We start from the raw sequence: 14,436 nt of genomic DNA on the forward strand, positions 1-14,436 counted from the left end.
GGGAATCTTTACATATAAATGCCAGAAGGTTTCGTTATACGTTAGGAACACGAGCAGCAAGAGAAGGCTATGCAGAATTCATTATCGCAGAGCTACTTGATCACTCCACGATTAAGAGTGTAGGAGTCTATGTTCAGAATCATGTTGATAATGCTTATAAGATTGATAAAACTATGGGGCAGGCATTGACTGGAATATCATGCGTATTCAGAGGACAAGTAAAAAGAAAAGAAGATATTGAATACGACATAACTCCAGGTATAAAAATTAAAAATCATGATGGCGAAGACACTGGCAGTTGTCAGCAATGTTCCACATGTTCAGCTAATGTCCCCATTCCTTGTTATACATGTATGCATTTTACCCCCTGGCTGGATGGACCGCATGAAAAGGTTTATCAGTATTTGATTGGCGAAAGAGAGCGAATATACAGCATAACTAACGACAGAATTGTAACGGAATCGCTCGACAGAACGATCATTGCTGTAAAGGAAGTAATTAACCACTGCAACATAATGCGAAGCTCACACAAGGGGAATAAATCCATATGACCGATAGTAATGTATTATTCTTCAGGAAAAAGATTGATATAAATGCAGAGTTAAATCTGAAAGAGTTTATCCGATTTTGCAGATACGATCTTACCGCTTTAGGGAGTGATTTTAACTGGGAGTCTTACGAGTGGAGAGGTGTCGCTGTTTTTACCAAAATAAATGTAAAACGTAAGGTAAAAACAGATAAAGAACAATTACTCGATGAGGATTATATCGATTTTGCTAAAGCTTATATGAGATATCAGTCGGCTTTAACCAAAAGCAGATGGAAGCTGTCAGCTTCATTGACCATATTAAAAGTTGTCGAACAAACATTACTGATGGTCAATAAAAATGCAAATATCACCGGGGTCAGCATACCTGTTCTTGATGAAGCCATCCAAACCATCAAGAGTCTTTACAAAGAACATCCGGCCTATGATTATGGGCTGGAACTTCAGAAATTTGTGAAGTTCCTTGGTGAGAATGGTCTACTGATCGCGGGTGTCCTTTCATGGGTCAGCCCAATAAAACCACCGGAATCTGTTAACCGTGTGTCTAAAAAAGCAGATGAAGCAAGGTTAAGTAAACTTCCGGATGAAACGGCTTTGAATGCTATGGCAGAGATCTTCTCACTGCCTGATGAGGCATTGAGTTGCCGGGATATTTTTACTACTTCAATTTTTGCGCTCCTGATGTGTGCTCCCAGTCGGATATCGGAGATTTTGGCACTTCCCTGTGATTGCGAGATTACGGAAACAGACTCTAACGGGGTGGAAAGGTATGGGCTAAGGTTTTACTCCCTCAAGGGTTATGGTGCGGACATTAAATGGATTCCAGACGTTATGGTTCCCGTTGCCAGGAGGGCAATAGAAAGGTTAAAGAAACTTTCAAAAAATGCCCGTGAATTCGCACAGTGGGTGGAGGAGAATCCATCTACATTCTTCAGACGGGATAGCCTTCCTGAAACAGGCGAAAACGAAATATTAAAACCCTGGCAGATATGTGAAGGATTAGGATATAACCTTGAAAGAAAAAATGGGAATGTAAAGTTTTTATCTGGAGTGAGTTTTTATAATAGCCAGAAAAATTACACCATGAACTCATTATGGGAAGTTATCCTCTCCAGATTACCAGAAGGTTTTCCATGGTATGATAAAAACAAAGGCATAAAATACAGCAATGCACTTTGCCTGTTGAACACCCATCAACTGGAGAAAAGAAATGAAACTATCATTTACGAGTTACAGAAACCAACTAAAAATATTTTCATGATAGATATTTCTGAGAATAAGTATGAGGGGCTAAGGTTTGAAAACATATTTATCAGACATCGCTATATTGGCCCGGAAGGAAAAGCTCTGCATTTGAGAAGCCATCAGCCTCGTCATTTACTCAATACGATTGGACAGCGAAACGGGATGTCAGATCTCGACCTGGCGAAGTGGTCCGGGAGAGCACTGGTTACCCAAAACCCGGTTTACAACCACGTATCAGAAGATGAGATGCTCCGTAAGGCCGAGACACTGGATATCAGCACTATCGGCTCACAGGCCTTCATGATTGATTCCGTAGAGCCGAACCTTCCTGTTACTCCGGGTATGATCAATCTCTGGGAACATGGTGCAGTTCATGTCACCGAGTTTGGCTACTGTGTTCATGACTATATGATGAGCCCCTGCGACAAGTTCAGGGATTGTATAAACTGCAACGAGCAAGTTTGTGTGAAAGGCGAAGAAGAGAAGCTCCAGCGGCTCAGGGAAAGGCGCAATATGACAGAAGGGCTTCTCTCCAAAGCCAGGGAGTCAATGACGGAAGAAGAACTGGGTGCTGACCGATGGGTTCAGCATCATGCACTGACCCTTACTCGATTGAATGAATTGATCGCAATCCTTTCAAATAACGAAATACCAGACGGTTCACGTATAAAACCCGGTGGGGAAAGTTTCACTCAGCTTGGGCGAGTATTAAATAAATTAGAAAATCTCGAAAATAATGGGAATGATAAATATATAGAGTAAAACAGGAGAAGCATATGGCAAAACATCTTAACCGAAATGATATAGATACAATCATAAATACAATAATTGTTTGGGATAATGACAAAATTACATGGGATGAAATATGTAATGCTGTTGAACCATTAATCGGTAAAAAACCGACAAGACAATCTCTGAACATGAATAAAGATATTGTTGAAGCCTATCAGAACAGAAAGAAAGGTATCCGGGCTACGGATAATGAGGTCAGGAAACCTGCCAATCTGAAGATTGCTGCTGCGAGAATTGCAAATCTTGAGAAAAGAGTTCATCACCTCGAAGAACAGAATAAAAATTTAAAAGAACAGTTTGTGAAGTGGCAGTATAATGCTTATAAGCATGGAATGGAAGAACACCAGTTGAATGAAGATCTACCTACCATTGAGCGACATTGACTTGAGCAATCGGTACATCTGATAAAGTTAGTATAAATGTGTTAAATGTTGAGTTAATAGTTTTTGTCTATTGACAAATTAAATAAATTCGATAAGTTTATATATAGTCAGGATGACTATAACTATTTTTTGCAAGGATGCATTTTATGGACAAAATCAATATCAATCCAGACTTTACTCTGGAAGAGCAACTTATCATTATTGTCGATAAGTATATCTCAAAAAGATACCATCCCAGAGATAAAAGTTTCTCATATCAACTTTACCTAATTTTTGTGGGATACCATTTAAAATATTTCTATCCTAAAAGGATTTATTCCAAATCCAATCGTAATATTGATAACATAATGGCTATGTTTAGCTCGGTATACAAAAGTCTGACAAGCAATCTACTACAACGATTAAATAACAAACAAGGTGTTCTTAGAGAGCTAAACTCGCTTGTTAATTACATAGATAACAATCAGGAAAAAGCAGAAGAAATCTATGCTACTGTCAGAGCACAATATGAAATGAAAGTAATTGAGAAAGAGTTAATCCATGAAGCTCGCGTGAGAACCGTCAGATTATAGGCAATAAAAAGCCCCTATGCAGGGGCTAAAAGAGACTTCTCGATATAACTACTACTGAACTTCTTTCCAGACACCATCAGCTTTCACAAGCTTAACAGGCTTTGTCTGTTTCATATTGCTAATCGAGGCATCGACAATGCAGTTATAAACATTGTTTGCTTCTTCTGTGCAACTTACTTTCTTCACATAATCGATTCTTAAAAGATCTTTTTCGGGAATACTTGAGTTCAGAGCTTTCATACTTGCATTTGACCTGTCTACAACACTTTTAAAAACATTAAATATATCTTTTTCAGAAGGTTCTGAATTACAGGCTGTTAATAGAAAAGTAGAAAGGATAACTGCGAGAATTGAGTATGTTTTCATTTTCTTGTCCAGGAAACGATTAATTAAGAATGCCAGATTTTGTATTGTTATTATCAGTAGAGAATGTCCATTTGCTTACGGTTTCTCCATTGAAGTCGATTTCGAGAGTTTTAGACTGAGTCTGGGAACCGCCAGTTAGCAAACCGACAACAGGGATAAAAGTCGAGGCATTGAACTGATTGTTATACATGAAATATCTCCATTGCTCGTTGCCATCGTCAAGAGTCGTTCTGGTGTCAGGCTCACCAAGTTGAGCAAGTAGCTCTGCCTTAGTTGTTTTGTTTTTAATTATTTTTGATTGTAGACTCTGTGCCGTTTCATTTTTGATTTTTTGGTTGCCGGATGTAGAACAGCCAGAAATTGAAAATATTGCAATAAAAAAGGATGTAATAATAAATTTATTCATTTTATCTTCCTTATTATATTTGGACAGGGTTAGCTTTTATGTGTAAAAACGGCTCTGTGTGCAAATTTTTTACGTAAATAAAATTTTAAAGAAATTGCTGACGCAAAATAGATAACGACAGTTAATATAAAATTTTGACTGATAGCGAATATAAGAAAAGCAATCGCTAACAGCACAATTCCTATTAGTAAAGCTAACCAGGCTGAAACGGCTCCATATCTAATAGTTGAATGACAGCCAGTGCAGACACGGACACCAAACGGACTCTCCTGAAAGCAGAACGGGCACTTAATTGTTTCGTTTTTCATAGCAACCCCAGGGTGGAAGATTTACTGCGTGTTTATAGGGATTCTCGATGGCTGGCTGGCTAAAGTAAAATCACTTGTACCGATCGATGTTTGAATCATGATAGGTAAAGGCTATCATAAATAGTTTATCGATCTGTAATAACGATCAATAATTTCTTGACTAAACACAAATTTATTACTAGAGAATGGAGTGTGGTTACGAAAGGTGTTTACAACTAGCTGTCTATAAACGAATTTTTCTTTCGGGTTTCAGATGATGTGTTGAATAGACTTCTGAGAAGTTTGTAGGAACCTTGTGGAGGATGCTCCTTCCATATTTTCTGAGAAGCTCTATGAGCCGTTGTAAAAAGGGAATCCAGCCGGTGAGCCTGAGATGCTTTTGCTGTTTGACTGCATTCTTTTGAAGAATCTTTTCTACGATTTCGTTCCGTTTGTCTTCTCTGAGCCGTAGTTCCAGTTCTGCAATTTTTTTACCGATACTTTCCTTTCTCTCAGCGGTTTTCAAAACTGTTGCAGGAGCAGGAGCAGGAGCAGGAGCAGGAGCAGGAGCAGGAGCAGGAGCAGGAGCAGGAGCAGGAGCAGGAGCAGGAGCAGGAGCAGGAGCAGGAGCAGGAGCAGGAGCAGGAGCAACTGTGTTGGTATTAAGTAGTAGTGAGTTGTCTCGTTCAGGCTTGTAGTCGATGAGCTTTTGAAGATTTACCCAAGAAAACTTTTTGCCAAGTTGAGATGCTTTGAATGCAATACCATTGAATACGAAAGAAAAGCCGTTCATTCTACCAGTGGTAGCTATGTTAGCTGTACATGAAACTTTCGCTTCCTCAAGCCTCATTAGGAAAGTTTTCACATCTGGTGAATCTGCCAAACTTTTATCAAGGAGCATTTGTAACCGCTGCTTATTGCAGATCTCACCTGTTCTTTGTTCAAACATTGCTTCATTCCGGGAAATCTTTTTTGATTTTTGGGGAATTGCTTTGTTTGTTTCTTTTCCAGTATCCGTAGGTTTTAGTGGTTCAGGGCCTTTTGTGATAGTGAGACTGTATTTGATTTCAAGTTCCTGGATTATACGACCACTTTTAAGGCTTTCATGTCTTCCTAAGTTAACCCTTCCTGAGACTGAATCTATTCTGTTAGCAATGATGTGTATGTGCTGGCCTGCACTGTCGTCATGCAGAACATAACAACGAAGGTGAGTGTCACTGAATCCCATATGGTGCATGTAGTCGTCAGCTATCGACTTCCATTTCTCATTGGAAAGCTTATCTCCTTGAGGAAGACGAAGCGAGTTGTGCCAGGCCGGTTTAGCTATGTCCTTCCGTAGTTCGCTGGCCGTATCAAACTCTGCTATCAGTTCATTGGCACAATTACTTGTCATGTTACCTCCGATAACAACAGGATCACTTTTATGGTGAGAACCAGGCTTCAACACATACTTCACAACATTAACGAAGTTTTTGTGTCTTTTAATTCGTTGCATTCCTTTCATAGGAATACCTACTTAGCTGGCTGACCAAAAGAAGCTGTGAGACACGAACGAAGCTCTTTAATCTGTTTCTTGACGGCAAAGATCTCTGTTTTAGTTAATTCGCTATTGCTACTTTTTGTGTCCAGATGATCGATTAATCTATTTAACTTCTGGGATATGTCAGACAATGATTTCCATGCTTCAATATTTATTTTAGGGATAATGGCAGGAAGTTTATTAAGGGAAGTTAAACGAAGCCATTCGCCTTTACTTTTGTTTCCGCGATTGGAATTAAGGATCTCCAACTCTTCTTTATTAAATCGAACACTGACACAGTGTATTCGTAATGATTCATTCGGTGTCATTGCTGTTTTATGATTAACAATAGGCTGGAAATTATTTGTATAGGATAAGGTTATTGTATTACTCATAGAAACTCCTTTTCATATGTGTATTCGCTTTAGGGTGAGCAATTCCTTTGCTTACCTTCTATATTTATAAATTAAATATTATTCATGTCAATGTTTGCATTGTTTATTTTTTATAATATAATCGATTGAAAACAAAAGGAGATTATCATGAGCATTATAATTTTAGATAGTGACTGGGGAAATATTCCAACAAGTGATATCCATTGTCTAATTAATTCTGCAATAGATTTAATGGACTCATTTTATGGTAAGCCGATTCGTTATAATATCGAAATTAGTAACAATCCGAATATTAATTCTCCAATGGTATATCACAACAGAGGATTGTCAGGGCAATATTATGTGAATTTGACCATTCAAGGAAGCTATTATTCTCAATTATATTACCAGTTTTTCCATGAGTATTGCCATATCAGAACTAACTATTTGACTATAGATACTAAATATAGTTGGTTTGAAGAGTCTTTATGTGAATTAACTTCTATGTTCGGAGTTAAAAAAATGGCATCTGTTTGGAAAAAATCAAAGGTTTTACCAAATGCCGTAAATAATTACGGCTATGTCATAGAAAAATATATACAAAAAGTTATAAATAACCCCAAGAAAAATCTTTCCAAACAACAACTATTCAAAATATGGCTTGATGAAAACATCGAGTATTTAGAACTTGAAAGATACGATAGAGATAAAAATGGAATTGTAGCAAATCAACTTTTATCTTTATTCGAGAGAGAACCAACTTTATGGGAGTTAATGACCTATTGGAATAAATGGGAGATTAACCATAATGACTCAATCTATGAAGCTTTTGATAAATGGTTATCAATTCTTCCTGAAGAAAAAAAAGCAGTAGCCCAAAAATTAATTAATGTGTTTTTATGACTTCTTTTTTCAACGGAACGGCGAAAAAAGCAAGGGACAAGAGAAGCGGAGCTTCTCTTAGTCATACCTTGCATATGTTTATTTAAATTTCAATTTCACTTCGTTAGAGATATCGATAGCTTCTAATAAAGCATCTTTTCTTTTTTTAGTGTTTTCCAAAGTATTACTTATGTAATTGGGAAGTGGGGTCAGCAGGTTTTTTAGATAATCTTGATCTTCTTTGTCAAAAGATTCCCATCTTTTTTTTCCACCATTAAATTCAAGGTTATTATAAACTTCTTCACTATTAACAATTTTAGTAGTTACAGTGAGGCTTAGATTTACTGAAACAAAAGAATTTATATGCCCTATTTTGTTAGTATCTTCTTTAACTAAGTTACTATAAAATTCTTCTGCTTTTTTTCTCGAAAGAAATCTTTTGTATGGTTTTGGGTTGTTCTTTGCCATAATGAAATAAAAAACAACATACTTAGAGTTTGTAATGTAAGGTGTAAAATATGTAATAAATATAGGCGGGATGAGACATAAGGGATAATATACAAGAACTAAAATATAATTTTGGGAACTTATTTCTATCTTCATTTTAATACCCATAATAAACAATTGGAATATTTGTTCTTCTCTTGACTAATATAAAATAATCACTTAACTATTAAATTATTATTACAAGAGGATTAAGTATGTTATGAATCAATTCGAAAATAATATAGCAGAACTAATAAGTAATGTAAATGAAACGTTTTTTAATTACAAGTTATTAATAAGTGAAGATGATGTCGTTTACCTAAACAAATATAGGTTTGGAATAAACCTTTGTTCGCAAACTGACAGTAATGATATAGCAAGTAAAATTATAAATCTTAAAAATAAAAATAATATAAAGGAGTTATATGTCGAGTTATCTGAACATAATGTTATTAAAATAGATTATATGATAAAAGAAGAACTTCCTGCCGAATATTTTAATGATATTAGAAATACGGCTAAATTTTATATAAAAAGAATAAATGGGAATAAAAATCGAGATTGCATTATAGATTTATTATCAAAAGAAAGAATATTAAATTCCATGAAAATTATCCAATATTTTATTTTTTATAATTATATCAAACCACAATTAATTATGAGTATTCTCAATGACTATATAGATAAATTACATGATGAAACTGATTTCGGCATTAAAAACAATATTTTTTACTTGAAATATAAATGCCTCTATTTGCACAATTTAAATTATTTTAAGATTAATATTTTTAACAAAGATATTAAACATTCTTTTTTTTAAATGAAAATGCCAATATTGATGATTTTTTAATTTTTAAAACAAAATATTGTAGCTAATAGGTATGCTATATGGGATTTTAATTTTATTATTAGACTATTGACTGTTCTCTGAAAATATATAGTATTATATTTACTGGGTGTGGTAAAAGAGACTGCCCTCTCCACATGGCGCTGAAAGATGCAAGCAGACGAACACAATATTTGTTTTACAAAAAATCACCTGACAGGTGGTTTTTTTGTTTTTCTCCCACTACCACCAATGTATGCCACCAGTAAGCTAGAACCTACTTAGAAATCCCTTTCTGCGTCAATTTCAACAGTTTAACCATTGAAAAAGGGTACTGCTGCATCATTTGAGTATGCGATTCGATTTAACCTCAAAGTGAACTGGATCTCAGAATTTTGACATACTCAGTAACATTTTTCTAAAAATATTGTATCCTTAATTCTATAAGAAAAATCCTTAAATGGAATAAGTTTCTTTCCGTTATTATTTCTTTGGAAGGTAATGACAATGTGGGAAAAGGTGTTACAAAAAGATCAGTTTTCTGAATGGGTCATCCGAAACACCCTGTACTGGATGACACCTGTAAGCTCATGGAAACTTGAAGAAAATATATCCTCTTGGATTATCTTCTTTGAGACAAGTAGTCCTGAATGTGAGTTTGAATTCGAAAGGCTGGTAAACGATTTTAGCCTCAGGGAGAAACTTCATCATCAAACCGGTCAATTGCGTGATGCCATTGTCAGCAAGGTTCTCCGAAGCATAGATGACAGGCTTGCATAATGAGACTGATGCCTTTCAACTTCGACAGGATGCCTGACGACCGCGTTTTCATCAGCAACCTCGCTGGCTTTCATCATTTTTTAGGTGAGCAGGAATTTCTCGATCTGGTAAACGGTCCTATCAGTCAAGAACAGTCCTCATCGCTTGAAAGCAAACTTTTCATTAGCGGAGATGATAATTCCTCTGTTATTCCTTATGCATTAAGTTCGGCTTTTGCCAAACGACTCATGAATGAATTGGCGGTCAGGCCAATCTTCATGATTGTACCTACTCTTCGTTGTGATCATACTTGCAAATATTGCCAGGTCAGTAGGGCATCGGTCACCGCTGATGGTTATGACCTCAATCCTGAACTGATACCGCAAATTGTCAACACTATAAAGAAACTGGGTACACCTCCCTATAAAATAGAAGTACAGGGCGGTGAACCACTTCTCCGGTTCGATCTTGTCCAGTCAATCTATCACGAGTGCGAGATTTCATTGGGTAGGGATGCTTTCGAAATGGTGATTGCTACAAGTCTGTCATTACTCGATGAAAGCATCCTCTCATGGGTTAAAGGGCGGAATATCACCTTCTCTGTCTCGCTTGATGGGAATGAAGCCGTCCATAACAAGAATCGCATCCTTACTGACTTTCAGGCTCACAACAAAGCAGTAACAGGTATTCGGAAAATCACAGAAGAACTTGGGACAAACCGGGTAGCAACTGTCACCACCGTTACTAAGGAACTGACAAAGGAGCCGGCTTCCATAGTAGATGCTCATCTGTCTCTGGGTCTTACAGACATGTTTATCAGGCCTGTTAGTCCTTATGGGTTTGCTCAGAAGCAGAGCTTCACTTTTTCAATGCCAGAGTATTTTGCTTTTTATAAAGAGTTGATGCAGGAAGTGTTGATTCAGAATGAAAAGGGCATACCTGTCATTGAGCACTCGGCTGCTATTCATCTCAAGCGAATTTTCAATCCAGGCTTCAGTGGTTATGCAGATCTAAAATCGCCAAGCGGAGTCGTGCTGAACTGCATCCTGTTCAATTATGATGGTAAAGTCTACGGTAGTGATGAAAGTCGTATGCTTCAGAAAGTAAACCCGGAAGCAGATTTCAGTGCAGGAGAGTTTGCCTCACTCTCATTCAGTAGCAACGAATACTACCGTTCCGCTCTCTCATCTTCATTTAACTTCGCCATGCCAGGTTGTGACACCTGTGCATACCAGCCTTTCTGTGGAGCAGATCCTTGCCAGAACATTAGTGTTCATGGCGAACCTGTTGGTGACAAGAGTCGTTCTACTTTCTGCCAGTATCACAAAGGCATGTTCCGCTTCCTTCTGAATGAAATCTCTCAGGATGGACCGATGGCAAAGATGCTTAAAGGGTGGGCTTATGTCTGAGGTGCTGAGAAACGACATTTTCAGATTTACGGCAGATCTGCCAGTTCAGCAAGGTTTCTATCGCCTGTGCAAATTTAAGCCCGAAAATCCTCAATTCTATCTGCCAAATTTACTGGTCAGTGAAACTCAACTTGATTCCAGACTTCCTGCATATTTTGCAGACTTCGTTGTGAGCACTGATCTTTTCAATTCCATAGAAGATGGTGATATAGGGGTTGTTAACAATGGCAACATGATTAGGGTGATTTTGTCACGAAGAGCAAACCATAACACTGTCCTTGTAACTGAAAGGTGCAATAACAGTTGCCTTTTTTGTTCCCAACCCCCTAAGACAGGAAACGATGACTGGCTTCTTAACCAGTCAGCACTTGCCATCGCCTCTTTCTCACTGAATGGCATAGTCGGAGTGAGTGGGGGAGAACCTCTAATGTATGGCGAAGATTTCCTGCACTTTCTCGACTTCATAATCGAAAACTCGCCTGAGACAGCTTTGCATGTTTTGACCAACGGGCGAAAGTTCGCAGATGTCAGTTTTACTCAACAGGTAAAAGAGCGAAGCGAAAAGCTCAAAATAACTTTCGGTATTCCGCTTTATTCTTCAAGGTCGTCAGTTCATGACTATCTGGTTGGAAGCGAGGGGGCATTTGATGAGACAGTTAGGGGGCTTATCAATGCCGGTAACTCAGGTATCAACATTGAGTTAAGAATCATTCCGACACTGGCTAACTATATGGAACTGGACAAAATCATAGAGTTTGCTGGTCGCGTGTTCTCCAATATCAACCAGATTTCTCTTATGGGGTTAGAATCTATTGGCTGGGCACGTAAAAACTGGTCATCAATCTTTATTGAGCATGATAGCTATAGTGAGAAAATTCTCTCTGCCATAGGCACAGCACAAAGGTCAGGCATCCCTCTAACAATCTTCAATTACCCATTGTGCCATCTTCCTGAAAGAGCTTGGGGGTTTGCTACTCAGTCAATTTCTGACTGGAAAAATTACTATCCCAAAGAATGTGATGAATGTACTCAGAAGTCTTCCTGTGCTGGCTATTTCAGTTCATCAAAAGGCCGTTTTCATCAACCACCGAGACCAATTTTATGAAAAAATTTAATTTCGCTGCTCTGCTTCCGGGATTTTTAGCACTCAATAATTCTGTATGGGCAAGTGATTCTTCCACTGGAGCGAGTGATTTGCCCGGCATGACTCTTAATGAGCACGATTTAGTCATAGCTCCACTTAACACGGAAGTACCTTTCTACATTGCAGGGCACCGTAGTCATAGCTCCCATCGAAGCCATAGTTCTCATAGATCTTCGTCTGGTGGTGGGTACTATGGTGGAAGCACTCCTTATTATCCTAAAACATACAGTTCACCAAGCTCATCAGGTTCATCCAGTTCAGGGACAAGTTCGTCATCGTCTTCTTCATCTATTCGTTCGCTTCGCTCTAATGACATGGATACCTCTACGACCACAAACTCTAATGGAACGAATGGAACTAACCGTGCAAGTAGTGGGGTGGCTTCTGATACTGAAAAGCGTAAACGTTTAATCATGCGAGTACAGTTTGCGTTACTCGATAAGGGGTTCTATAACGGCAATATAGACGGAAGCATGGGACCTGCGACACGAACTGCTATCAAGAATTACAGAATTGCAAACGGACTCCCCACACCGGCAAGGGAAACCTTGGATACACAGTTGCTAAATTCATTGAATATATTGGCTCGGTAAGACATTTTTATGAACTTGCACACTTACAATTTCACTCTTACACAATAAAAATACAAAAGGCTATATAATGTCAGTGAGTTATAATATTTACAGGATGCCATGTAAGCTCTTGACTGAGTTGACAAAGAAAATAACTAAAGAAGGACTTGTTGAGCAAAAAACTATATCGCATAAGGCTTATCAACTTAAGTTTTATTTCTCTGATAAATTAAAAGGGAATGAAGTTTGGTGGTGGGAAGTTTTTAGTGATTTCTTTAACGAAAAAACTAAAAAGCCACATAATATATTTTATTTTGGTCTGCTAATAGGATTTAAAGAAAAAGACCCTGAAAATTGTTATCTTATTAGTCTTGGTAAGTCGCATTTTTATCTTAGCAAATTTATAGAAGCAGACTTTGGACTAAATATAGCAATGCGTATAGCTAATGATGAGAATATCTTGCTTAAGAAAAGCAGATTCTTTTGTGGAGGTAAGAGTCAGGAGGCGTCATCATATTCAAAATTTGTGCAAGGATCATATTTTCCTGGTGAATCAATTGAACATCTTAAAACGAAGGCGAAAGAGACTGATAAGTGGGGAAGTAATAACATTACTTTTTCAGACTCAATCCAACTAAGTTTAGATGGAGATCCTACTGCGTTGGTTGATGTCTTCGACGATATAGATTCTTCATTAGCAACTAAGGAAATAATTGAATTTCCTAAATCCGAAAAAATAACTGACGAATTAAAAATAGAAGAGCTTGACAAGTGCCTTCTGAATTCAATTCTCACAGGTGACGCAAATGTTATCATAGATGAAATTCAGTCTTTTGGTGCCTCTATTATAATAAATAACGCTTTGACACACTTTAAGTTGCACACAAAAATTGAGGGAAGTAGCAAGTATGATCAATCAACAAATAAATTAAATGATATAAAAATAACAGATATAAAGGAGTTTTTCGATAAAAACGCCATAAAAGATATTAATAAAGTTTATGTTAAACTAACCAATGATGCAAATAATGGACACACTGCATCCCTGAAAGAAATTCTTAGCATTACTTACACTGAAGGTAGCGAGCACTACTTCCTTAAAAGAGGTAATTGGAATAAATTTAATGCTGCTTTTATGAAATACCTTTCTAATTCCTTAAAAAACATAACTTTTGAAATTAAAGATGATCTTAAGGAAGTTGAATTCAATACATGGCAATCAATTAAAAAACAGCAAATCACTCAAGGTAATTCTAAAGATAAATTGGATTACAGGGAGTATTGGTTCAATGAGAAAATGGCCAATGAGCAAGGCTATAAGCTATTAGACAGACAGCTTACAAAAATCACTTCAATAAGTGAGGTAGGGAAGGATTATAATGTCGAGGTTGCAGACCTATATAAAAATGGGGAGTTGATTGCCGTAAAAATATCCGATAAACCTCATGATCTAATATATAATATTCAGCAGTCAATAACAACCATCCAAACTATACAAAGGGGGGCAATAGAATTTAAAAGCTCCATTACCGATGTTGTGTTATGGATTTCCACTACAAAAAAAGTTAAAAATTTAATAGATATCAATTCTATTCAATTTTTATTAGCTATACAAACTTGGAAAGAAATTGTTGAAGGGTTTAATTTAAAGCCAAAAATATATTACTCCCATCACGAAAAAACCAAACCTCCCCAAAAAAACCAAAAAGCAAAGAAAAAGACAGGGGAGAAAGCATAGGTTCTAAAACTTATTTTTCAGACACTCGGAGGATGAACATTGTAAGTGCTAACTTTGTTTTGACCATTTATAAAAGTCACTTATCAAAAATAATGATGCCCTCCTCTTTGAAAAAGAGGAGGGGGGAGG

The 14,436-nt window shown here is 37.1% G+C and carries 16 protein-coding genes; 10 read left to right on the forward strand and 6 right to left on the reverse strand.

Annotated features, from left to right (window positions below):
- Positions 1–547: 547 nt before the first annotated feature.
- The 3 genes from WM46_RS00010 (at position 548) to WM46_RS00020 (ending at position 3,539) form a co-directional block, all read left to right on the forward strand.
- Positions 548–2,554: an integrase gene (locus tag WM46_RS00010; RefSeq protein WP_102601107.1), complete on the forward strand. Its 2,007-nt coding sequence runs from the start codon at positions 548–550 to the stop codon at positions 2,552–2,554.
- A 14-nt stretch (positions 2,555–2,568) separates the two neighbouring features.
- Entirely contained in the window at positions 2,569–2,967 is a 399-nt protein-coding gene (locus WM46_RS00015; protein WP_102601108.1) for a hypothetical protein, read from the forward strand.
- 146 nt (positions 2,968–3,113) lie between these two features.
- Positions 3,114–3,539 (forward strand): hypothetical protein, encoded by a 426-nt coding sequence (locus WM46_RS00020; RefSeq protein WP_102601109.1) that lies wholly within the window; start codon positions 3,114–3,116, stop codon positions 3,537–3,539.
- Positions 3,540–3,590: 51 nt separating this feature from the next.
- Here WM46_RS00020 and WM46_RS00025 read toward each other — a convergent pair whose 3' ends face one another.
- The 5 genes from WM46_RS00025 to WM46_RS00045 all read right to left on the reverse strand — a co-directional run bounded on the left by WM46_RS00025 (position 3,591) and on the right by WM46_RS00045 (position 6,512).
- Complete coding sequence (locus tag WM46_RS00025) at positions 3,591–3,905, reverse strand: cell wall-binding protein (RefSeq protein ID WP_080845151.1); 315 nt, start codon at positions 3,903–3,905, stop codon at positions 3,591–3,593.
- Positions 3,906–3,924: 19 nt separating this feature from the next.
- Positions 3,925–4,311 (reverse strand): hypothetical protein, encoded by a 387-nt coding sequence (locus tag WM46_RS00030; protein ID WP_080845153.1) that lies wholly within the window; start codon positions 4,309–4,311, stop codon positions 3,925–3,927.
- A 29-nt stretch (positions 4,312–4,340) separates the two neighbouring features.
- Positions 4,341–4,619, reverse strand: a complete 279-nt coding sequence (locus tag WM46_RS00035) for a hypothetical protein (RefSeq protein WP_080845154.1) — start codon at positions 4,617–4,619, stop codon at positions 4,341–4,343.
- Between the two features lie 223 nt (positions 4,620–4,842).
- Positions 4,843–6,102 carry a relaxase/mobilization nuclease domain-containing protein gene (locus WM46_RS00040; protein WP_102601110.1) on the reverse strand — a complete coding sequence of 420 codons (1,260 nt, stop codon included), beginning with the start codon at positions 6,100–6,102 and terminating at the stop codon, positions 4,843–4,845.
- Between the two features lie 8 nt (positions 6,103–6,110).
- Positions 6,111–6,512: a hypothetical protein gene (locus WM46_RS00045; RefSeq protein ID WP_102601111.1), complete on the reverse strand. Its 402-nt coding sequence runs from the start codon at positions 6,510–6,512 to the stop codon at positions 6,111–6,113.
- Positions 6,513–6,659: 147 nt separating this feature from the next.
- Between WM46_RS00045 and WM46_RS00050 the strand changes: the two genes are divergently transcribed.
- Positions 6,660–7,394 carry a hypothetical protein gene (locus WM46_RS00050; protein ID WP_102601112.1) on the forward strand — a complete coding sequence of 245 codons (735 nt, stop codon included), beginning with the start codon at positions 6,660–6,662 and terminating at the stop codon, positions 7,392–7,394.
- A gap of 78 nt (positions 7,395–7,472) precedes the next feature.
- Here the strand turns inward: WM46_RS00050 and WM46_RS00055 are convergent, their stop codons facing one another.
- On the reverse strand, positions 7,473–7,976 hold the full coding sequence (locus WM46_RS00055; RefSeq protein ID WP_187394429.1) for a hypothetical protein: 504 nt from the start codon (positions 7,974–7,976) through the stop codon (positions 7,473–7,475).
- Between the two features lie 103 nt (positions 7,977–8,079).
- Here WM46_RS00055 and WM46_RS00060 point away from each other — a divergent pair, with 103 nt between their 5' ends.
- The 6 genes from WM46_RS00060 to WM46_RS00085 all read left to right on the forward strand — a co-directional run bounded on the left by WM46_RS00060 (position 8,080) and on the right by WM46_RS00085 (position 14,307).
- The gene (locus tag WM46_RS00060) at positions 8,080–8,679 is read left to right on the forward strand and encodes a hypothetical protein (RefSeq protein ID WP_102601114.1); all 600 of its coding nucleotides are present in this window, start codon (positions 8,080–8,082) and stop codon (positions 8,677–8,679) included.
- A 513-nt stretch (positions 8,680–9,192) separates the two neighbouring features.
- Positions 9,193–9,465, forward strand: a complete 273-nt coding sequence (gene hxsD, locus WM46_RS00065; protein ID WP_087052122.1) for a His-Xaa-Ser system protein HxsD — start codon at positions 9,193–9,195, stop codon at positions 9,463–9,465.
- Complete coding sequence (gene hxsB, locus WM46_RS00070) at positions 9,465–10,853, forward strand: His-Xaa-Ser system radical SAM maturase HxsB (protein WP_102601115.1); 1,389 nt, start codon at positions 9,465–9,467, stop codon at positions 10,851–10,853. The genes hxsD and hxsB overlap by 1 nt, the downstream gene beginning before the upstream one ends.
- The gene (gene hxsC, locus WM46_RS00075) at positions 10,846–11,958 is read left to right on the forward strand and encodes a His-Xaa-Ser system radical SAM maturase HxsC (RefSeq protein WP_102601116.1); all 1,113 of its coding nucleotides are present in this window, start codon (positions 10,846–10,848) and stop codon (positions 11,956–11,958) included. The genes hxsB and hxsC overlap by 8 nt, the downstream gene beginning before the upstream one ends.
- Positions 11,955–12,590, forward strand: coding sequence for a His-Xaa-Ser repeat protein HxsA (gene hxsA, locus WM46_RS00080; RefSeq protein WP_102601117.1), 636 nt, complete (start codon positions 11,955–11,957; stop codon positions 12,588–12,590). Before hxsC ends, hxsA begins: the two co-directional genes overlap by 4 nt.
- A 67-nt stretch (positions 12,591–12,657) precedes the next feature.
- On the forward strand, positions 12,658–14,307 hold the full coding sequence (locus WM46_RS00085) for a DUF6119 family protein (RefSeq protein WP_102601118.1): 1,650 nt from the start codon (positions 12,658–12,660) through the stop codon (positions 14,305–14,307).
- The last annotated feature ends 129 nt before the right edge of the window (positions 14,308–14,436 follow it).

It is taken from the genome of Citrobacter freundii complex sp. CFNIH2 (assembly GCF_002880615.1).
GTDB lineage: Bacteria > Pseudomonadota > Gammaproteobacteria > Enterobacterales > Enterobacteriaceae > Citrobacter_A > Citrobacter_A amalonaticus_F.